The organism is Halorubrum aidingense JCM 13560 (assembly GCF_000336995.1).
In the GTDB taxonomy this organism is placed as follows: domain Archaea; phylum Halobacteriota; class Halobacteria; order Halobacteriales; family Haloferacaceae; genus Halorubrum; species Halorubrum aidingense.
Map to the genome: position 1 here is coordinate 48,395 of NZ_AOJI01000019.1, position 18,913 is coordinate 67,307.

The 18,913-nt window shown below is 68.5% G+C and carries 20 protein-coding genes; 11 read left to right on the forward strand and 9 right to left on the reverse strand.

Annotation, left to right across the window (positions count from 1 at the left end):
• The gene (locus tag C461_RS06185; protein ID WP_007999607.1) at positions 1 to 1,296 is read right to left on the reverse strand and encodes a hypothetical protein; all 1,296 of its coding nucleotides are present in this window, start codon (positions 1,294 to 1,296) and stop codon (positions 1 to 3) included.
• Between the two features lie 87 nt (positions 1,297 to 1,383).
• The gene (locus C461_RS06190; protein WP_007999609.1) at positions 1,384 to 2,568 is read right to left on the reverse strand and encodes an MFS transporter; all 1,185 of its coding nucleotides are present in this window, start codon (positions 2,566 to 2,568) and stop codon (positions 1,384 to 1,386) included.
• A 157-nt stretch (positions 2,569 to 2,725) separates the two neighbouring features.
• Between C461_RS06190 and C461_RS15810 the strand changes: the two genes are divergently transcribed.
• Positions 2,726 to 2,896, forward strand: coding sequence for an HVO_0758 family zinc finger protein (locus C461_RS15810; protein WP_007999611.1), 171 nt, complete (start codon positions 2,726 to 2,728; stop codon positions 2,894 to 2,896).
• Between the two features lie 96 nt (positions 2,897 to 2,992).
• On the opposite strand, the gene C461_RS06195 is transcribed toward C461_RS15810, so the two are convergent.
• The 3 genes from C461_RS06195 to C461_RS06205 form a co-directional block, all read right to left on the reverse strand.
• A complete protein-coding gene (locus C461_RS06195; protein ID WP_007999613.1) occupies positions 2,993 to 4,105 on the reverse strand; it encodes an aldo/keto reductase in 1,113 nt (370 codons plus the stop codon).
• A gap of 75 nt (positions 4,106 to 4,180) precedes the next feature.
• A complete protein-coding gene (locus C461_RS06200; protein WP_007999614.1) occupies positions 4,181 to 4,495 on the reverse strand; it encodes a DUF7130 family rubredoxin-like protein in 315 nt (104 codons plus the stop codon).
• Between the two features lie 123 nt (positions 4,496 to 4,618).
• Positions 4,619 to 4,816 (reverse strand): hypothetical protein, encoded by a 198-nt coding sequence (locus C461_RS06205; RefSeq protein ID WP_007999616.1) that lies wholly within the window; start codon positions 4,814 to 4,816, stop codon positions 4,619 to 4,621.
• 428 nt (positions 4,817 to 5,244) lie between these two features.
• On the opposite strand from C461_RS06205, the gene C461_RS06210 reads away from it, so the two are divergent.
• The 9 genes from C461_RS06210 to C461_RS06250 all read left to right on the forward strand — a co-directional run bounded on the left by C461_RS06210 (position 5,245) and on the right by C461_RS06250 (position 14,840).
• On the forward strand, positions 5,245 to 5,994 hold the full coding sequence (locus C461_RS06210) for a GNAT family N-acetyltransferase (protein WP_007999619.1): 750 nt from the start codon (positions 5,245 to 5,247) through the stop codon (positions 5,992 to 5,994).
• Positions 5,995 to 6,093: 99 nt separating this feature from the next.
• Positions 6,094 to 6,411 carry a DUF5789 family protein gene (locus C461_RS06215; RefSeq protein ID WP_007999621.1) on the forward strand — a complete coding sequence of 106 codons (318 nt, stop codon included), beginning with the start codon at positions 6,094 to 6,096 and terminating at the stop codon, positions 6,409 to 6,411.
• Positions 6,412 to 6,581: 170 nt separating this feature from the next.
• Positions 6,582 to 7,391, forward strand: a complete 810-nt coding sequence (gene dacZ / locus C461_RS06220; protein ID WP_007999622.1) for a diadenylate cyclase DacZ — start codon at positions 6,582 to 6,584, stop codon at positions 7,389 to 7,391.
• 5 nt (positions 7,392 to 7,396) lie between these two features.
• Positions 7,397 to 8,188 carry a mechanosensitive ion channel domain-containing protein gene (locus C461_RS06225; RefSeq protein WP_007999624.1) on the forward strand — a complete coding sequence of 264 codons (792 nt, stop codon included), beginning with the start codon at positions 7,397 to 7,399 and terminating at the stop codon, positions 8,186 to 8,188.
• Positions 8,189 to 8,389: 201 nt separating this feature from the next.
• Positions 8,390 to 9,469 (forward strand): PAS domain-containing sensor histidine kinase, encoded by a 1,080-nt coding sequence (locus C461_RS06230; RefSeq protein ID WP_007999625.1) that lies wholly within the window; start codon positions 8,390 to 8,392, stop codon positions 9,467 to 9,469.
• An 86-nt stretch (positions 9,470 to 9,555) separates the two neighbouring features.
• Positions 9,556 to 10,239, forward strand: coding sequence for a GNAT family N-acetyltransferase (locus C461_RS06235; RefSeq protein WP_007999626.1), 684 nt, complete (start codon positions 9,556 to 9,558; stop codon positions 10,237 to 10,239).
• Positions 10,240 to 10,320: 81 nt separating this feature from the next.
• Positions 10,321 to 12,762, forward strand: a complete 2,442-nt coding sequence (locus C461_RS06240; protein ID WP_007999627.1) for a DEAD/DEAH box helicase — start codon at positions 10,321 to 10,323, stop codon at positions 12,760 to 12,762.
• A 37-nt stretch (positions 12,763 to 12,799) separates the two neighbouring features.
• Positions 12,800 to 13,246, forward strand: coding sequence for a phosphate-starvation-inducible PsiE family protein (locus C461_RS06245; RefSeq protein ID WP_007999628.1), 447 nt, complete (start codon positions 12,800 to 12,802; stop codon positions 13,244 to 13,246).
• A 79-nt stretch (positions 13,247 to 13,325) separates the two neighbouring features.
• Positions 13,326 to 14,840, forward strand: a complete 1,515-nt coding sequence (locus C461_RS06250) for a cryptochrome/photolyase family protein (RefSeq protein ID WP_007999629.1) — start codon at positions 13,326 to 13,328, stop codon at positions 14,838 to 14,840.
• Positions 14,841 to 15,202: 362 nt separating this feature from the next.
• Here the strand turns inward: C461_RS06250 and mvaD are convergent, their stop codons facing one another.
• Together mvaD and C461_RS06260 are read right to left on the reverse strand one after the other, a co-directional pair.
• The gene (gene mvaD / locus C461_RS06255; RefSeq protein ID WP_007999630.1) at positions 15,203 to 16,201 is read right to left on the reverse strand and encodes a phosphomevalonate decarboxylase MvaD; all 999 of its coding nucleotides are present in this window, start codon (positions 16,199 to 16,201) and stop codon (positions 15,203 to 15,205) included.
• Positions 16,202 to 16,347: 146 nt separating this feature from the next.
• Entirely contained in the window at positions 16,348 to 16,608 is a 261-nt protein-coding gene (locus tag C461_RS06260; protein WP_007999631.1) for a hypothetical protein, read from the reverse strand.
• A gap of 147 nt (positions 16,609 to 16,755) precedes the next feature.
• On the opposite strand from C461_RS06260, the gene C461_RS06265 reads away from it, so the two are divergent.
• Positions 16,756 to 17,097 (forward strand): 2Fe-2S iron-sulfur cluster-binding protein, encoded by a 342-nt coding sequence (locus C461_RS06265; RefSeq protein ID WP_007999632.1) that lies wholly within the window; start codon positions 16,756 to 16,758, stop codon positions 17,095 to 17,097.
• A gap of 59 nt (positions 17,098 to 17,156) precedes the next feature.
• Here the strand turns inward: C461_RS06265 and C461_RS06270 are convergent, their stop codons facing one another.
• Together C461_RS06270 and C461_RS06275 are read right to left on the reverse strand one after the other, a co-directional pair.
• Positions 17,157 to 17,357 carry a hypothetical protein gene (locus tag C461_RS06270; protein ID WP_007999633.1) on the reverse strand — a complete coding sequence of 67 codons (201 nt, stop codon included), beginning with the start codon at positions 17,355 to 17,357 and terminating at the stop codon, positions 17,157 to 17,159.
• A gap of 85 nt (positions 17,358 to 17,442) precedes the next feature.
• Positions 17,443 to 18,879 (reverse strand): short-chain fatty acid transporter, encoded by a 1,437-nt coding sequence (locus C461_RS06275; protein ID WP_049906391.1) that lies wholly within the window; start codon positions 18,877 to 18,879, stop codon positions 17,443 to 17,445.
• Between the last annotated feature and the right edge of the window lie 34 nt (positions 18,880 to 18,913).

Below are 18,913 nucleotides of genomic sequence, written 5' to 3' on the forward strand. Positions count from 1 at the left end.
TCACTCACCCTCCGGCGCGGAGCCGGACGCGGAATCGGACCCGGACCCGGAGCCGGGGTCGGCATCCCCGACGCCGTCGCCGTCCAGCGCCATGTCGGGATGATGGCCGTTCGTGCGCGCGGCGCCGCTGCTCGCCGGTGACGCCGTGTCGTCGCTCACTGTGTCGCCCGCCAACGCATCACTCGCCGCCGCGTCGCCCGCCGCCGCTGCGACGTCCGCCCGCACCGCCGCAGCGACCTCCTCGGGCGTCACCGGCGCGTTCCGCCACGCCGGCAGGCGGGTGTCCGGTCCCGGCTCGCCGAGGGCGTCGGCGTACGTCGCCACCTGCGCGCGCTCGGCGTCGCGGTCGTACTCCAAGCCGTTGAACGCGGCGTCCGTCTCGTAGCCGCGTAGCAGCCCGTCGGCCGCCTCGCGGTAGCGGGCCGCGAGCGCGTCGTAGTCGACGTCGACGCCTCCCTCCTCGACCACGCGCAGCGTCGCTGCGCCGACCGCCCGGCTCATGTCCGCGAGGCCGGTCGGGCCGCCGACGGAGCGGTGGTCGTGTTCGTACCGGCCGAGGTCGACCTGCGCGCTCCCGTCGAAGCCGGCGTGCGCGAACGTCTCCCCGAGCGTTCCCACCTCCAGTCCCCAGCCGCGCTGGACGCGGAGCCGCGAGACGAGGTCGGTCGTCGCCGCGAACTCCCCGGCGAGCGCGTATCGGAACGCGTCGAGGTACTCGAGGATCCCGGCCTCACGAGTGTCCGTCGCGTCGCCGAGGGCTCGGACCAGCGGCCGGAAGAACAGCCGGAACAGCCGGCCGTACAGGGCGCCGTCCTCGACGCGCGCGTAGTAGCCCTTCGAGAACGAGTGACCGTGCGCGAGCGGGAACAGCAGTCGGTTCACGAACGCCGGCGAGTACGTTTTCGTGTCGGCGTCGTGGACGACGACGAACTCCTCGTCCAGCGCCCGGCCGAGCCCGAGCCACACGTCTCGCCCCTTCCCGCGGCCGCCGTTGAGCCCTCGTTCGTCGAGCAGGTCCGCGAGCCGCGGGCCGCCGCACCACAGCGTTTCGACGTCGAGTTCGAAGCCGTCGAGCCACCGGACGAAGGGGCCGACGCGCTCGGCCGACGCGCGGAGGGGAACGATCACGCGAGCGGGACCGACCGTCTCGAGCGCGGTCAGGACGCGCTCGGCCGCGAGCGTGCCGTACTCGCGCTCCGTCATCGGCACCACGACCGCCGCCCGACCGGTGGGGGCGTCCGGCCGATGGTCGGTTAACGCGTGCAGCGTCGTCACGCGTTCTTGGACGTACTCCATTTGTTCGTTACACGGGCGGGACGCCCTAAATAGGTGCGATACCCGTGGTCCGTGCCGGTCCCGATCGGGAGGAGGAATCGGTCCGTGTCAGGCCGCGCCGGTCGCGCCGGCCGCGCCGCCCGGCACGCGACCCAGTCGTTCGAGGACCGCGTACGCGACGACGATCAGTCCGAGGCCGGCCGCGAGCACGAGGAAGACGGCGTCGTAGCTCGCGCCCGCCTCGATCGCCTCGCCGACGACCCACGAGCCGGCCGCCTGCGTCGTCATCATCCCGGCCGAGAACACCGCGTACGCCGACGCGCGGGAGTCGTCAGGCAGCGACGCCAGCAGGTAGGTGTCGCCCGCGGGAAACAGCATGTGGATGGTGAAGCCGACCGCGACGCTCGCGAGGACGACGGCGACGAGCCCGGAGGAGACGACGACGAGGACGACGCTCGCGATGAACGTCGACACGATCCCGAGGATGTAGGGGATGTGCGGGAGCCGGTCGGCGAGGTCGCCCGAGACGAGGAACGCGGGGACGCCGGCGGCGAAGATCACCGTCAGCAGGTTCCGGGCGGTCGACCGCGCGAGCCCCTTATCGACCATGTACAGCTCGTAGAAGTTGAACAGCCCCTGCCAGACGAAGCTCGTGAGGCCCATCAGGACGACGCCCGCGAGGATGAGCTTCCACTCCGAGAGCGCGCCCGCGACGAAGTCGGTGTCGGCGGCGCCGGCGCCCGGAAGCTCGGTCCGGCGAGCCAAGAGGACGAAGACGACCGTGGTCGCGGCCGCCGCGGCGGCGAGCCCGTAGAAGGCGATCCGCCAGTCGTACCACAGCGCGACCGTGACGACGGGGGCGGCGGCGACGGCGGCCAGCTGGCTCGCCATGCCGTGGACGCCCATCACGCGGCCGACTCGGGTCGGGAACAGCTCCGCGATGAACGGGTTCGCGGCGACGAAGTAGACGCCGGACGCCAAGCCGACCGCGAACGCGGCGGCCATCAGCGTCGGCACGCCGGGCGCGAGCGCGACGCCGAGTGCGCCCGCGGTCAGCATCGCACCGGAGACGAGGATCACGCGCTGGCGGGAGAACCGCGTGAGCGCCCAGCCGGCGGGGAGCCGCGGCGCGGCCGATCCGAGCCACGCGAGCGTGACGATGAGTCCGGCGGTCCCCTCGCCGATCGAGAACTCGCCGATGAACTGCCCGATAAGCGGCGCGAAGACGACGCGCGCGAAGTTGACGAGGAAGACGAGGGCGCACAACGATCCGAACAGCCGGTTCCGTGACACGGCCGAATTACTCGGAGCCGGGAGACAAGCGTTGCGAAACCGTCGCGCGACCGCCGTGGCTTCGACTCCCGGCGCCCCGACCTCCACCGCGCCCTCCCCGAGCGTCTGACCGGCGTCGTACGGGGTTTTTATACCCGCACGCGATCAACCCCGACACATGAAATCGACGCGCAAGGGGCTCCGGGACGGCGACCTGTTCAAAGACACCTACGAGCGGCTGAACTGCGCCGACTGCGAGAAGGTGCTTAAAAAGCAGAACGACCCCGACGAGGTGTTCGCGGTCCGCGTCTGCCCGGAGTGCGAGACGCGGTATAAAGAACTGCGCTGATCGATCGACTGCTAGTTCCGCGTCCCCGTCCGCCACCGCGCGCTCTCCGCTTCCGTCTTCTCCCGTTCTCCGGTTTTTCCTCTCGCACCGTCGCCGTCACTCGAACACCGAATCGAACGCCGACGCCCCCAGCGGGTCGAACGTCCCGGCGGCGACGTTCTCGCGGACGTGATCGAGGTCGGTCGAACCGACGAGCGAGGCGGTGACCCCCGGCGCGCTCCGCGCGAAGTTGATCGCCCGCTGGGCCGGCGTCTCGCCGGCGAGCGTCGCGTCGACGTCGGCGGGGATCGCGCCGTCGACGGCGAGGTCGCCCTGTCCGATGCTCGCGCTCGTTACCACGGAGAGCCCCGCCTCGTGGGCGAACTCCAGCGTCGAGACCCGCGAGTCGTCCTGTGGGGCCGACGGCGGGCGCTGATTCGACCGCGTGAACGCGTCCGCCATCGCGACGTTGAACGGGAGTTGGATGGCGTCGAACCCGTGGTCGTCGTCGGGACCGACCGCCTTGCCGGCGGCCTCGGCCCGCGCGAGGATCTCCGCGAGCGAGAGGTATCGATCGTCGTCCTCGGCGACGCGGAAGGCGTGCCACGTCGCGACCCCGTAGCCGCCGATGTCCCCGGCCACCCGCCGGCGTTCGAGGACCTCGAAGGCGGCCTCCAACTGGTCGTACACCGCGGCCGCCGGCCGGACCGCGAGCTGCGTCTCCGGGTTGTGGACGTAGTAGCAGTCGATGGCGTCGAGCCCGAGCCGCTCCAGCGAGCGGTCGAGCGACCACTCCAGATATCCGGGCGCGATGGCGTGTGCGCCGTTCGCCAGGTCCTCGCGGGCGACGATTCCGGTGTCGAGGAATCGCTCCCGGACGTAGGCGGCGGGGTCGTCGGGACGGTCGCCGTCGAACGGGAGGAACCCGCCCTTCGTCGCCACGACGATCGCCTCGCGGTCGATGGGGGAATCGCGAACCGCCTCGCCGACCACGCGCTCGGCGCGTCCGGCTCGGTAGTTGACCGCGGTGTCGACGTGGTTCACGCCCGAGCGAAGCGCGAGCCCGATCGCCTCGCGGGAGGCGTCGTCGACGGCGGCGGTCGGCTCGCCGAGGTAGGTGCCGATCCCGACGCTGGATGCCACCCCCGGCCCGAACCGCCGGAAATAGGTCCGCCCGAAGGCGTCGCCGAACTCGTCGCGGTAGCCCCAGAGGGCCGCGCTGGTCGCCATTGTCGTTCGACGGATCGGCTTCTGTGGGTAAAAGTCGCGCGGGAAGTCACCGACACCGGGCGTGTCGCGCTGCCGTCAGTCCTCTTCGATCGCGGCGAGCGCCTCCTCCGGCGCGCCGCACTCCGGACACGAGTCCGGTATCCCGTCCTCGAGTTCGCCCATCTCGCCGCACTCCGAACAGCGCCACATGAGGTACCCCTCGCCGAACTCCTGTCCCGGGATGGTCTCCGCATCGTCCTCACCCGTCGAGCCGCTCTCCGTGGTCACGACTTCGAACCCGTCGGCGGTGTACTCGCTGACCTGCCCGACGACTCGCCCGTCCTCGTCGTATACCGCCTCGCCGGGAGCGATGGGCTCGTCGTCCAGGCCCGGCTCCGCGTTCTCGCTCACGCCCGACCCCTCCTCGGTAGCCGTCCGGTTCGGGGGAGGCGACGGGTCACCATTCCGCCTCCTCCCCGAAGCGGCGCGCGATCGGCTCGAGACGGTCGACACCGCGGGGATCGGCCGTCGATCTCATCTGAGCCTCCGGTAGAGTCGGGTGAGGAGGGAGGCGGCCACGCCCAGTCCCGGTACCCAGTTCGACACGACGGCCGCACCGAGCAGGAGGACCCCCGTCCGGGTGTCCCGGCGGGCGAACGCCACGGCGGCGTCTAGCAGGGTCGATGCGATTCCCAGTCGCTGTAGCGTCTGTCGGCCAGGTGTCAATGTCATCACAATAAACCTACGGAATCGGCGAATAATAGACTCGGGCTTGCGTTCGCAAGCGCTTCTCGGCGGACTCGTCCCGTGAGCAGTCCGGTTCGAACCGGACTCGCCCTGACTTGGGCGGGCGGCCGCGGTCCGGGGACCCCACGTTCGCTTATACGCCTAGCAGAAGCAAGCAGAACGGTTAGTCTCGGAAGCGTCGTTCGTCGGATCACCGTGCAAGACGAGGTCGCACCGACGGCAGCCGACGGAGATCGCTACCGGCACTCCGGGGCATCGAGACCGTCTCTGACGACGAGGGCAGCCTGCACAGGTAACGCCGCCCACCGGGATTTCCGGACAGTCTCCCGCTGAACCCTCCTTTTCAGCGTGAGACTCGATGCGTTGCCGTACGACGATGGAACCGTATGACACTTCGAAATTCACCACCTATCATGAACGTTCGCCCCGCGGAGTCGAACGACCGAGAACAGATCAGAGCGATCGCGCGCGACTCGCTGCAGTCGTCGTACTCGCTCAGTCCGGACCAGATCGAGATGATACTCGAAGCGGAGTTCGACGACGCGTCGCTGACCGGTCTGCTCGACGACGCGGACACGGCGGTGCTCGTCGTCGAAGCGGCGGTCGACGGCGCGGAAACCGTCCGCGGGTTCGTCACCGTCGACGTCGGAGCGGAAGCGACGATCCGGTGGCTCCACGTGGATCCGGCGGCACGGGGAGAGGGCGTCGCCACGGCGCTGCTCGAACGCGTCCGCGAACGGTACGCCGAGAAGCCGCTCGCGGCGCGTATCCTCGACGAGGCCGTCGAGGGCGGCGAGTTCCTCGAAGGGTTCGGCCTCAAACAGGGCGGTCACGACCACCTCCTGATCGGCGGAGAGGAGTTCGCGGTCACCGTGTTCACGGAAGGCCAATCGACGGAGACGTCGACCGAGCCGACCGTCACGGTCCCGGAGTCGGTCGCCGTCGACGGGGGTGACCGGCCCGTCGACCGCGACGAGAGCGTTCCCGGCAGCGAGGCCCCGTTCTTCACCGTGTACGTCGCGGACGACGAGGAGGAGGCGTACGGGTACTTCTGTTCGCAGTGCGGGAGCACGAACGTCTCCATCGACGGGCTGGAGCGGCTCGAATGCGGGGACTGCGGCAACACGCACCTGGCCGACGAGTGGGACGATGCGTATCTGTGAGCGCCCGCAGTTCGGGCTGAGACCGCCTGTACGGACGCGTCTGCCCACCCGGCAGGGGCCGGCACAGAGAGTAAATGGCTTCGGCACGACGATACAATAATGACAACAAACCAAGGAGACGATCGCGAACAGGGTGTAGAGTTCGGCCCGCTCGCGGACGACCTCGAGGACGAGGAGTACCCGATGGATCTGGAGACCCTACTGGAGCGGTACGGCGACCGTGAGCTGGGGCTGGGTGACGATACCGCGACGCTCCGGACGGTGTTAGGATCCCAAGGCGAGGTGACCTACGAATCCGCCGACGACGTGCGTCAGAGCATCATCGGGATGGTCAGTGACGAGGCGATCGGCCGGAAGAACTACTCGGACCGCGGCGGCAGCACCATCGCCGAGGAGGGCACCGACGAGTCGGCGTAGGTGACCGTCAACCCGCCTACTAACCCCTTACGCGCCCGAATTCGCGGAAATATCGGGCGGTCGGATGAGTGGATTGTATATAAATACCACACGTCGATGACACCGCGGAGTCAGACGGTCGTATGACGGCGACACAACGACTATACGGCGTCCGAGAGTCAGTACGGACAATGGCCTCGCTCACCGAGTACCTGTCCGACCTCGTCGCGGACGCGGACGCCGTGCTGCTGTTCTCTCCGACGCGATCGATGTACGACCGGGTCGCGGACGGCGACACCGAGATCGTCGTCGTCGCGCCCGACAACGACCTCGCGGCGGAGCCGTTCGTCGAACTCCCCCTTCCGTTCGACAACGTCACGGACCGCATTCGGTTCGGTATCGAGGGCGCGATGGACGCCGACCTCGTCGACGAGGGCGACGAGGTCGTCTGCCTCACCAACGTCTTCGGCGACGGGTCGGACGCGGTGGTCCGGGTGGGCGTCGACGAGACGGTTCACACCGGGATCTACGACCTCTTCGTCAACTCGCGGGCCGAGCCGAGCGTGATCCGCGACGTCTTCGAGGTCGCCATCGAACTCGGACAGAAGGGACAGAAGGGGAAACCGGTCGGCGCGCTGTTCGTCGTCGGCGACGCCGGGAAGGTGATGAACAAGTCCCGCCCGCTGTCGTACAACCCCTTCGAGAAGTCGCACGTCCACGTCGGCGACCCCATCGTGAACGTGATGCTCAAGGAGTTCTCGCGGCTCGACGGCGCGTTCGTCATCTCCGACTCCGGGAAGATCGTCTCCGCGTACCGCTACCTCGAACCCGGCGCGGAGGGCGTCGACATCCCGAAGGGGCTCGGCGCGCGACACATGTCCGGCGCCGCCATCACCCGGGACACGAACGCGACGGCGATCGTGCTCTCCGAGTCGGACGGGCTCGTTCGGGCGTTCAAATCGGGGAAGCTCGTCTTGGAGATCGATCCGGAGGAGTACTGATACCGATGATTCCAGCGGTCGCGACCGAACTCACGAGGCTCGCCGCCCGCGTCCCCGAGCGGATCTGGCTCGCCCTGATCGTGCTCGTCTTCGGGCTGCTCGCGGCGTACGTCGTGGGCGCGATCAACCGGCGGCTGCTGACGCGAGCGGGCGTCCCCGACGTGATCGAGGGGACCGCCTTCGAGCGAACCGCCCGGGAGTTCGACACCTCGACGGTTCGCATCCTCGCGAAGCTGTCCAGCTACTTCATCGTCGCCGTCACCCTCATCGTCGTGCTCACGGTCGCCGACGTGCGGTACCTCGAACAGTTCTGGGCGAACCTCGGCGCGTTCCTCCCGCGGCTGTTCGTCGCCGTGCTCGTCCTGATCGTCGGGGTCGTCGTCGGCGACAAGACGGAGCTGCTCGTCGCCGAGCGCCTCCGCGGCGTCAAGCTCCCCGAACTCGGCGTGCTGCCGCCGCTCGTGAAGTACAGCGTGGTGTACGTCGCCGCGCTCATCGCGCTGGGACAGGTCGGCGTGCAGACGCTCGCGCTCGTGGTGCTGCTGGCGGCGTACGCGTTCGCCGTCGTGGTGTTCGCCGCGTTGGCGACGAAGGACCTCGTCGCGTCCGCCGCGGCCGGCGTCTTCCTCCTGTTGCGTCAGCCGTACGAGATCGGCGACGAGGTGCGCGTCGCCGGCGAGCGCGGGATCGTCCAGGAGGTCGACATGTTCGTCACTCGCATCGAGGCCGACGGCGAAGAGCACGTGGTCCCGAACCACTCCGTGTTCCGCGACGGGATCGTGTTGATTCGAGAGTGACCCTTCCCCGAGGTCAGCCCCGAGGGGCTTCCGTCTGACCGGCTGTCGACGGCGAGCGGCGAATAAGAGACGTAGCTGTGAATGAGTACACATGAATATAAATAAATATAAAAGTGTGTAATTAAATAGTAGTTAATTCTAGACACAGTTAATTCGGCTTGAATCGGAACAGTATTTATTTGAGATCGCGAGTGAGATGACATGCGAGAGTCTGCCGACACCCGACTCCCGGGAATATTCGACGACCTCGATGTCGGTATCAATCTCCACGACCCGACCGCGAACGAGATTCTCGACGCCAACGCTCGTTTGGAGGAGCTGTACGGGTACTCGGCGGACGAGCTTCGAACGATGGGCATCGGTGACTACACGGCCCCGTCGACGAGATTCTCGCAAGACGCGGCGATTCAACTGATCCAGCGCGCCGCGGACGGCGAGCCGCAGACCTTCGATTGGCAGATCGAGCGATCGAACGAAGAGCTGCGATGGGTCCGCATTCACCTCAGTGCCACCCAGATAGACGGAAAGCGGTGCGTCATCTCCGAGGTGCATGACGTGACCGAGTACCGCGCTCGCGAGCGCCGCCTGCGCCTGCTCAGCCGGATCATCCGCCACAACCTGCGAAACAAAACGAACGTGCTCATGGGGTACGCCGACAGGGTGAGACAGGCGGTCGAAGACGAGGCGCTCGAACGGGAGATCGAGACGATCCTCGACATCACGACCGAGGTGGGCGGGCTGAGCGATTCGGTGAAACAGATCGAGGAGATCGCCGAACCCAGCGCGACGGAGCGCTCGCCGACCGACCTCCGGGCGGTCGGTCGCTCGCTCGTCGGCGAGGCGCGCGAGACGTATCCGAACGCGACCTTCTCGGTGACCGCGCCGAGGGCCGCCTGGGTCATCGCGGATAAGGGGATCCACTACGCGATCGAACACGCCATTCGAAACGCGGTCGAGCACAACGATCGAGAGACCCCGTCGGTGACGGTATCGGTCGAAAACGGCGGCGAGGAGGGTCACGGCGTAGTCCGGATCGCCGACAACGGGCCGCCGATACCGGAAACGGAGATCGAGGTGCTCAGAGCCGACGTGGAAACCAGCAGCACGTTTCACGGCACGGGGGTCGGCCTGTGGGTGATACAGTGGTGCGTCGAGTCGCTCGGCGGCGAACTCACCTTCGAGGAGAATCACCCGCGCGGGAACGTCGTCTGCATTTCGCTCCCGAAGGCGAGCAAGCCGGAGAGCAAGCCGAAGAGCGACCCCGCGATCGGCGAGAAGTGAACTGACCGCCCCGAGCCGCGCTCGCCGTTCCCACAGCGTGGGAGCAGCTGACACGATATAACCCGTCGGGCGACGAACGAACAGCCATGAGCACCGATACCACGGGCGTCGCCTGCGACGGGTGGGACGGGAGCGAGTGCGAGGGGACGGTTCACTGCCCGGCGCGCTGTCCGCGGTTCGTCGACAAGGAGGGCGCGCGCTGGACGCTCCGTCCGGCCCTCCCGGAGGACGCGGCGCCGCTGGCCGAGATGTACGAGGGGTTCGACGCCGGAGACCGCGCGCAGGGGCTCCCGCCGGTCGATCGGCGTCGCCGCGCCGACTGGATCGAGACGATGCTGACGGACGGCAGCGACGTCGTCGCCGAGCGCGACGGCGAGCTGTACGGGCACGCGATGTACACGCCGACGGACGCGTCACAGCCCGAACTCGCCGTCTTCGTCCACCCCGACATGCAGGGGCGCGGCGTGGGGACGGAGCTCTGCCGGCACGTGATCGCCGACGCCGCCGCCGCCGACCGCGAGGGGCTCGAACTGTACGTCACGAGCAGCAACCGCGTGGCTCGGAGCGTGTACCGAACGGTCGGCTTCGAACTCGTCGACCGCGAGGGCGACCTCCGGATGGCGCTCTCGCTCGACGACCCGATCGCCACGGCGGTCCGGTGGCCACCGGTGGTCCGAAACGGACCGTCAGAGCCGGCGGCGGACGAACCGGCGGCGGACGAGTCGACACCCGACGATTCCGGGGAGATCGCGGCCCCAGCCGGCGACTGATCGGACGCGAGGGGATCGCGGCGAGGCGACGGTTCACGTGACCGCAACGATTAGGCGTCGGCGCCCCCACGAGTAGCCATCGTGGAGGACGCCATCGAGTGGCTGCGAGACCGACCGTTCTACGAGGGGCAGATCGCGGAGCACCGTCGCCTCCCGGCCCGCGAGCCCGTCTACGCCGATATCGACCTCGCTCCCCGGATGGCCGACGCGCTCTCGAAGCGAGGGATCGACCGACTCTACCGTCATCAGGCCGCGGCGATCGAAGCGGTTCGCGGCGGCGACGACGTCGTGCTCGCGACCGAGACCGCGAGCGGGAAGTCGCTCGCGTACGCGGTCCCCGCCTTCGAGGCGGCGATGGACCACGGCGGACGAACCCTCTACCTCGGCCCGCAGAACGCGCTCATCGCCGACCAGGAGGAGTCGCTCTCGGAGCTCGCCCGTGGATTAGGGTTCGGAAGCCGCGTCTCCGTCGCGTCGTACACCGGCCGGCTCTCGCGATCGGAGAAACGGGACGTGCGGGACCGCGAGCCGACGGTGTTGCTGTCGAACCCGGACATGCTGCACTACGCGCTGTTGCCGCACGCGGGGCGACTCTGGGAGTGGTTCTTCTCCTCGCTCGAGTACGTCGTGATCGACGAGGTCCACAGCTACCGCGGCGTGTTCGGCTCGCAGGTCGCCATGACGCTGCGCCGGCTCGCGCGGACCTGCGAGCGGTTCGGCTCGACCCCGCGATTCGTCTGCTGTTCGGCGACGATCAACAACCCCGTCGACCACGTCGCGGCGGTGACCGGCCGAGACCCCGACGGCATCGCGCTCGTCGACGAGGACGCCTCCGGGCGTGGACCGCGCGACTGGGTGTTGTGGAACCCGCCGGAGTACGACGACGACTGGCAGGAACGCGGGAGCGGGCGCCGGAAGTCGAGCCACACCGAAAGCAAGCGGCTCTTCGTCGACCTCGTGGCCGCGGGCGCGCAGACGCTGGCGTTCACGCGAGCGCGACAGACCGCGGAGCAGTACGCGACCGACAGCGCGAGCGACCTCCGGGAGCGGGGCGAGCGCGAGTTGGCAGGGGCGGTCGGCGCCTACCAGGCCGCGCTCAAGGACGACCGCCGACGCGAGATCGAATCCGCGCTGCACGCCGGCGACCTCCGCGGCGTCTGGTCGACGAGCGCGCTCGAACTCGGCGTCGACGTCGGCGGGCTCGACGCCGTGATCCTGGACGGCTACCCCGGGACGCGGATGTCGGCGTACCAGCGCGCGGGTCGCGCGGGCCGCGGCGACGACCCCGCGCTCGTCGTGATGGTCGGCGGCGAAGACCAGCTCGACCAGTACCTCATGAACAACCCCGCCGACTTCTTCGAGGCGCCGCCGGAGGACGCGATCTGCGACCCCGCGAACGACGAGCTGCTCCCGCGACATGTCGCCTGCGCGGCCGACGAGCGCTGGCTCTCGCCCGCCGACGAGACGTATTTCGATGAGACGTTCCCCGGGATCGTCGGCGACTTGACCGCCGAAGGCGTCCTCGACCGGCGAGACACCGCCTCGGGGATCCGGTGGGTCCACGCCGGCTCGGCGAGCCCGCAGCAGGCCGTGAATCTCCGCACCGCGGACGACCGCGAGATCGACCTGATCGACTCGTCGCGCGGCGAGACGGTCGCGTCGCTCGGGTTCGCCGACGCGCTCCGCGACGCCCACCCCGGCGCGATCTACCACCAGCAGGGACGCACCTACGAGGTGACCGACCTCGATCTCGACCGCGACGTCGCCGAGCTGCAGTCCTCGTGGGCCGACTACTACACGCGGACGCTCTCGGAGAAGGACATCGTCGTGAACGAGGACCTCGCGGCGCGAGAGCTTTCCGCGCGTCCCGACGTTCCGGTCCGATTCGCCGACGTCACCGTCACCGAGCAGATCACGGGGTTCGTCCGGAAGGACGCCGCGACCGGCGAGTCGCTCGGCGAGTCGACGCTCGACCTGCCGGAGACGACGCTCCGGACGAAGGCGCTGTACTTCCCGGTTCCCGCCGATATCGAGTCCGAGATGCGCGCGATCGGCGGGCGCGAGCGAGCGGGCGACGACGCGGCTGGAGACGACGCGGCGGGCGCAGCCGAAGACGCCGACTCCGAAGACGCCAACTCCGAAGACGCCGACTCCGGGGCCGGCGGCGAGCACGCGTTCAACGGCGGGATCCACGCGGCCGAACACGGAATCATCTCGCTGTTCCCGTTTCACCTCCTCTGTGACCGCGCCGACGTGGGCGGCATCTCGACGCCCTATCACCCGCACACCGACGCCCCCGCGGTGTTCGTCTACGACGGCTACCCCGGCGGGGTCGGGCTCACGCGCCGGGGCCACGACCGGATCGAGGAACTGCTGAAGCGAACCGCGCGGCTCATCGACGGCTGCGACTGCGCGGGGGGCTGTCCGGCCTGCGTGCAGTCGCCCCACTGCGGGAACGCCAACGAGCCGCTCGCGAAGGCACCGGCGGTTCACCTGCTGCGGGCGTTGACCCGGACAGGGTAGGCACAAGCGGTTTGCCGTCACCGGGCGAGGTGGCTGCATGGCGTTCACCCTGGACGACGCGGCGGGCCCGGCCGCGCGGGCGATGGAGTGGCTCGTCCTCGGGGCCGCGTACTTCCTGCTCTTGTTGTTCCTCATCGGCGTGTTCGACCTGTTCCTCTCGCTGTACAGGCTGCTCGTGGCCGGCGCGTTCACCGACCCCAACGAGGTCGTCGGGCTCCTCGACAGCGTGCTCTTGCTGCTGATCATCGTCGAGGTGCATCGGACGCTGCTGGCGTACGCCAAGGGCGAGCCCGTGCTCCGGATCGTCGTCAGCGCGTCCATCATCGCCATCGCGCGCCGCGCGATCAGCTTCCGGTTGGAGGACTACGGCACGGGCGAAGAGACCCTGCTCGCGGCGCTCTCCATCGCCGTGCTCGTGCTCGCGCTCGTGGTCGGATACTTCCTCCTCGATCGGGTGTCCGTCCCCGGACGACCGGAGCTGTAAGCTCCGCTGCCGTCCCCGCCCCGGTGTCGGCAGCGCCCGCCGTCGGTGCTTTCACAGTAGTCGCGCCCGTGCGGATCGCATGGAGCTGTTCTGGCACCGGCGGGACCTGCGAACGGCAGACAACGTCGGGCTCGCGGCCGCCGCCGAGCGAGCGGACGGCGGGGTCGTACCCGTGTTCGTCTTCGACGACAACGTGCTCGCGCACGCCAGCGACGTGCGGGTCCGTCGGCTGCTCGACGGGGTCGCGGCGCTGCGAGACGACTACCGCGACCGCGGCAGCGACCTCCTCGTCGCCCGCGGCGACCCCGAGACCGTGCTCCCCGAACTGGCCGACGCCCTCGACGCCGACCGCGTCGTCTGGAACCGCGACTACTCGGGGCTCGCGCGGGAGCGCGACGCCGGCGTTCGGACCGCACTCAACGACGCCGGGGTCGACCGCGAGGCGCACCACGACGCGGTGTTGCACACGCCGGGGTCGATCCGGACGAACGCCGGCGACCCGTACTCGGTGTACAGCTACTACTGGAAGAAGTGGACCGACCGCGAGACCGACTCGCCGGCACCGACGCCCGGCGGGGACGCCCTCGTCGACGCCGACGTGCTGGCGGGGGCGATCGGAGCCGGTGACGGTAGCCTCGCTGAGGGTAGTCGCTCCGACGGCGGCGTCGCGACCGACCGCGTCGCCGTCGGTGAGCTGCCCGCGCTCACGGAGTTGGGCTTCGCGGAGCCCGACGCCGAGATCGGACCGGCGGGGACCGAGGCGGCTCGCGACCGGCTCGGCGCGTTCCTCTCGGAGGCGGTGTTCGCGTACGACGCGGCGCGCGACTATCCGGCGCGCGAGGCGACCTCCCGGCTGTCGGCATTTTTAAAGTACGGCGAGATCGGCGTTCGGGAGGTGTACGAGGCGACCGAGCGCGCGATGGCCGCGGCCGAGTCGGACGATCGGCCCGCAGAGCACGCCGAGAGCGTCGCGGAGTACCAGCAACAGCTCGCGTGGCGGGAGTTCTACACGCAGGTGTTGTACCACAATCCCGAGGTGGTGACCGAGAACTACAAGGCGTACGAGGCGGGGATCGAGTGGCGCGACGACCCCGAGGAGATCGCGGCGTGGAAGCGCGGCGAGACCGGGTACCCGATCGTCGACGCCGGGATGCGACAGCTTCGCGCGGAGGCGTTCATGCACAACCGCGTGCGGATGATCGTCGCCTCCTTCCTCACGAAGGATCTCCTCGCCGACTGGCGGCAGGGGTACGAGTACTTCCGGGAGACGTTGGCCGACCACGACACCGCCAACGACAACGGCGGGTGGCAGTGGGCGGCCTCCACGGGGACCGACGCGCAACCCTACTTCCGCATCTTCAACCCGATGACGCAGGGCGAGCGCTACGACCCCGACGCGGAGTATATCAAAGAACACGTCCCCGAGCTGCGGGGGCTCGACGCCGACCTCATCCACGAGTGGCACGAACTGTCGCCCACCCAGCGCGCGAACGCCGCACCGGAGTACCCCGCGCCGATCGTCGACCACTCGGAGCGGCGCGAGGCGGCGTTAGCGATGTACAAGCGGGCACGCGGCGAGGACCCGGAGGAATAATTGGAAGATGTCGAAGGATCCGCTATTGCTCTGAGGGCGATCAAGTCCGAAACCACAGCCCCTCAATCAGGAACTGTTAATTACGGACCGGCGGTGAACCCCTCCAAAGCCCCAGCCGCGAGGGCGACGCACGCTCGCTGCGCTCCTCAGTCGCTCGTTACACTCGCTCCTTGCGGTGCTTACGTCGCCTCCGTCGCCCTCGCGACTGCCCCTTTGAGTCCCACCCTACTGTACAGCATCGCAGCCTCACACCTCCCCAGCCTCGCCGCTCACACCCTACGGGCGTTCGCGGCGTCCCTCGCGCACTCTGCTCGCGCCCGATGGGCGCTCGCAGGTGCGCGCCACCGCACCACGGTTTCTATTTAAAAGAGCGCCTCGCTCTCGTCCAGCAGGTGCGCCGGGCCGCCGACCTCCCAGATATCGGTGTCGATGCCGATTTCGGCGATTCTGCTCTCGACTTCCTCGGCGTGGTCGGCGGGCGTGTTGACGTACACCGAGGCGCCGGTGTCCGTCGAGAAGTAGACGGGGACGCCGTCCTCCTGCAGCTCGCGGACCGCGTTGAACACCTCGATCGTCTCGGGCTGCCAGTACACCCACCCGGCTGGGCCGGTCATGGTGGTGGCCGTCAGCGAGAGCGAGTCGTGCTCGGCGGTCCCGAAGATCCGGTCGAAGTCGCCCTCGCGCAGCGCGTCGGTCATCTCGACGAGCTGGTCCTGCACGTGGGCGGTCCGGGCCTGCATCATGTGGCTCTCAGCGGCCTCGCGGTGCGCCTCCTCCGTCTCTTTATACGCGGGAACGTGCGCGGCGACGATCCGGAGGTCCGCTTCGGGGTCGAAGCCGTCGTCGCCCACGCCGACGTCGAGGCGGTGCGAGCGGCAGTCCTCGTCGTTGAGCCCGGCGTCGAGTCGCGAGTACGCGCCCGTGACGGCGCGGGCGGCCGAGGAGGAGCCGCGGCGGGCGACGGTGGAGACCTCGGGGAGCGTCAGATCGAGGCCGGCGGCCTCGGTGAGCGCGAGCGCGGCGGCCGCGAACCCGGACGACGAGGAGCCGAAGCCGATGTTCGACGGGAAGGAGTTCTCGCTCTCCAGTCGGACGGCGGCGTCGACGCCGGCCAGTTCGCGGACGTGCTCGACCACCATGTCGATGCGCTCCGCGGCTCGGCCGCCCACTTCCTCGTCGCCGATGACGTACACGTCCTCGCTCGCGTCCGGCTGCCACTCAACGGTGGTCGTTGTCGCCGTCGGGGCAGTACAGAGGCTGATGCTGTCGTGGTACGGCAGCCGCAGTTGCTCGTCGCGCATCCCGTGGTACTTGACGAGCCCCTGGATCGGGTGGGCTCGCGCGGTGGCCTTCTCGCTCATACCTCGGGAAGCGTCCGGCGGGGGATTAGTCGTTGCGATGGACGGGAGAGTGTGGGGAGAGAGTAACGACACGGTGAGTCTATCGAGACACCGTGGCGCGCGCCGCCGATCCACAATCTACCGGTTATAAACGAGACGCACCGCGATCAGTCCGAATCCCGAAGCAGCAGATAAATCACGACAACCAACAGCATCACCTCCAGGCCGGCGATTACCGTCAGCGGAGTCCCGAATCCCCACTGCCACGCCCACCCGCTGTTCCGGTCCTCCGCGTCGTTGTAAATCCACCTGCCGAGGGTCGCCCAGAGGGCGAGAAGCGCCGCCAGCAGGAACAGCTCGTCGCGGGCGACGGTAACGCCCCAGAGTCGATACGTCGGTAGCTGCGCGAGGGAGGGAACGAGGACCATCGATGGACTCGGGTTCGCGCGCCATTTATTAAAAATCGGGATCCACGCGAACCGAACCGATCGACACTCCCCCACCCGCTTCCGTCCCCGCGACGGCGACGCGATCGAGGGGAACCCTTTTTGAGGAGTCGGCGGGTACTCCGCTCTATGACCGAGTACACCGTCGAGTTCGTCGGCACCGGCGAGACGATCGAGGTGGCCGACACGGAGACGATCCTCCAGCCCTGCATCGAGGAGGGGATCGCCCAGGAGTACTCCTGCCGCGTCGGGATGTGTCTCGCCTGCTCCGCCGAGATCGTCGAGGGCGAGGTGACCCAGCCGGCGGCCCGCGGGCTCACCGACGAAGAGGCGGAGAACTACGCGCTCACCTGCATGGCGCGGCCGCAGTCCGATCTAAAACTCGACCGCGGGAAGTACCCGCCGAGCATCGAGGACGACGCGGCGACCGCCGCGGAGAGCGGCGACGGCGCGGCCGCGGACGACGACTGACGCTTCGACTCGTCCGATCCCGCGACGCGGCGCGATACGTCGCGGTCGGCGAGATGTCCCTATTCTGGACCCTCGAACAGAGTCACCAACGCTCCGGCGATGACCAACCCGCCGATCAGGTACCCGGCCAGTCCCAACAGCGTCCCCTGCTCGCGGACGGCGTCCGCGATCTGGGAGAGCAGCAGGATACAGACCCCGAGTTGGAACACGATAACGAGCAGTAGTCCGGGAACCGACGCGTCGTAGTCGTTGGAGGGCATACACGAAGATTTCCAAAAAAAGGTAAAATCCCAACGGTATCCGATGCGAACCGTCCCACTGAAGCCGAAAACGGTGCCTAACCGCTCAGTACGGCACCGCGTACAGCGCGATCGCGAGGAACGGGATTAACGCGATCAGCATCGCGATCGCGTAGCCGAACATCTCGCGCGCTTTGACGTTCGTGATCGCCAGCAGCGGCAGCGCCCAGAACGGGTTCAGCAGGTTGGTGTGCGCGTCGCCCACCGCGTACGCGATGGTGGCCTGCCCGTAGGGGACGCCGAGCCCCTCCGCGGCCTGGAGCACCGACGGACCGATGACGAGCCACTCGCCGCCGCCGGAGGGGACGAACAGGTTCGCGACGGCGCCGACGATCCACGCAATCACGGGGTACGTCGCCGCCGTCGAGACGTCGAGCAGCGTCTCGGCGAGCAGCAGCGCGAGCCCGGAGCTGGCCATGATCCCCTGGATCCCCGCGAAGAAGGGGAAGAGGAGGACGATTCCGGCCGCGGCGCCGGCCGCGTCGTTGAACCGGTCGCGGTAGTACGCCGGGCGCTGGTAGATCAGCAGGCCGGCGAAGAGGAACCCGAAGTTGACGGCGTTCAGCGTGAACGCGCCGAGCCCCTGTCCGAGGAACTGAAAGCCGAGGATGGCGACCCCCGAGAGGGCGATCAGTCCACCGAGGAGTCGACTGTTGTTCATGCGCTCGGCGGGAACGTCGGCGACGTCGGCCGGCGGCTCGTCGACCGGGTCGGCCGCGTCGGCGGCGTCGGTGCCGCCATCACTTGCCGTCTCGAACAGTTCCGCCTCGTCGACGTAGTGCGTGATCCCCTTCGCGCGGTCCCCGGAGGGGGCGAGGACGTACAGCACGGCGCTCGCGAAGACGATGGAGAGGGCGGTGAGCGTGAGCGCGTACGGGTGGAAGATGGTCTCGGCGGCCGGCACGGTGGACGCGAGGAACTCGAATCCGGTCCCCTCACCGATGTTGTTCGCGTCGGTCAACTGGAGCGGGGCCGACCCGGAGATTCCCCAGTGCCACGTCAGACCGAGCCCCATGTATCCGGCGACCGCGAGCAGCGGATAGTGAACGTCGATGCCCTTCCGGTGAGCGACTTTTCCCATTTCGCGGGCGAAGATAGCGCCCATGATCAGGCTGAACCCCCAGTGAACCCACGCCAGCGACATCGAGATGAACCCGACGAACGCGGCGGCCTGCGCGCCGGAGTTGGGGATCTCGGCGAGTCGCTGGAGGATCGCGTTGATCCGAGGATGGTACGCGATGACGAACCCCGTCATCAGGATTAACACCATTTGCATCGAGAACCCGAGGAACGCCCAGAAGCCGCCGTACCAGAACTCTAACAGTTCTACGGGACCCGAATCCGTGGCCACGAGTCCGGCCCCGTAGACGAGATACGTCAGCAGGATGGCGAAGACGAACGGGCTCGGCATCCACCGTTCGACGACCTGTGAGATTCTGAATCCGAGACGTTCGATGACGCCTGCACCGTCACTTGTTGCCATGCTACCTGTATCCACGATTATACAGTATAAATGA

Bases quoted from the DNA above. Each gene is read 5' to 3' on its own strand.
- dacZ (WP_007999622.1), top strand. From the start codon at position 6,582: ATGGCCTCGCTCACCGAGTACCTGTCCGACCTCGTCGCGGACGCGGAC.
- mvaD (WP_007999630.1), bottom strand. From the start codon at position 16,201: ATGAGCGAGAAGGCCACCGCGCGAGCCCACCCGATCCAGGGGCTCGTC.
- C461_RS06230 (WP_007999625.1), top strand. From the start codon at position 8,390: ATGCGAGAGTCTGCCGACACCCGACTCCCGGGAATATTCGACGACCTC.
- C461_RS06205 (WP_007999616.1), bottom strand. From the start codon at position 4,816: ATGACATTGACACCTGGCCGACAGACGCTACAGCGACTGGGAATCGCA.
- C461_RS06275 (WP_049906391.1), bottom strand. From the start codon at position 18,879: ATGGCAACAAGTGACGGTGCAGGCGTCATCGAACGTCTCGGATTCAGA.
- C461_RS06235 (WP_007999626.1), top strand. From the start codon at position 9,556: ATGAGCACCGATACCACGGGCGTCGCCTGCGACGGGTGGGACGGGAGC.
- C461_RS06250 (WP_007999629.1), top strand. From the start codon at position 13,326: ATGGAGCTGTTCTGGCACCGGCGGGACCTGCGAACGGCAGACAACGTC.
- C461_RS06195 (WP_007999613.1), bottom strand. From the start codon at position 4,105: ATGGCGACCAGCGCGGCCCTCTGGGGCTACCGCGACGAGTTCGGCGAC.
- C461_RS06225 (WP_007999624.1), top strand. From the start codon at position 7,397: ATGATTCCAGCGGTCGCGACCGAACTCACGAGGCTCGCCGCCCGCGTC.
- C461_RS06215 (WP_007999621.1), top strand. From the start codon at position 6,094: ATGACAACAAACCAAGGAGACGATCGCGAACAGGGTGTAGAGTTCGGC.
- C461_RS06265 (WP_007999632.1), top strand. From the start codon at position 16,756: ATGACCGAGTACACCGTCGAGTTCGTCGGCACCGGCGAGACGATCGAG.
- C461_RS06270 (WP_007999633.1), bottom strand. From the start codon at position 17,357: ATGCCCTCCAACGACTACGACGCGTCGGTTCCCGGACTACTGCTCGTT.
- C461_RS06210 (WP_007999619.1), top strand. From the start codon at position 5,245: ATGAACGTTCGCCCCGCGGAGTCGAACGACCGAGAACAGATCAGAGCG.
- C461_RS15810 (WP_007999611.1), top strand. From the start codon at position 2,726: ATGAAATCGACGCGCAAGGGGCTCCGGGACGGCGACCTGTTCAAAGAC.
- C461_RS06185 (WP_007999607.1), bottom strand. From the start codon at position 1,296: ATGGAGTACGTCCAAGAACGCGTGACGACGCTGCACGCGTTAACCGAC.
- C461_RS06245 (WP_007999628.1), top strand. From the start codon at position 12,800: ATGGCGTTCACCCTGGACGACGCGGCGGGCCCGGCCGCGCGGGCGATG.
- C461_RS06260 (WP_007999631.1), bottom strand. From the start codon at position 16,608: ATGGTCCTCGTTCCCTCCCTCGCGCAGCTACCGACGTATCGACTCTGG.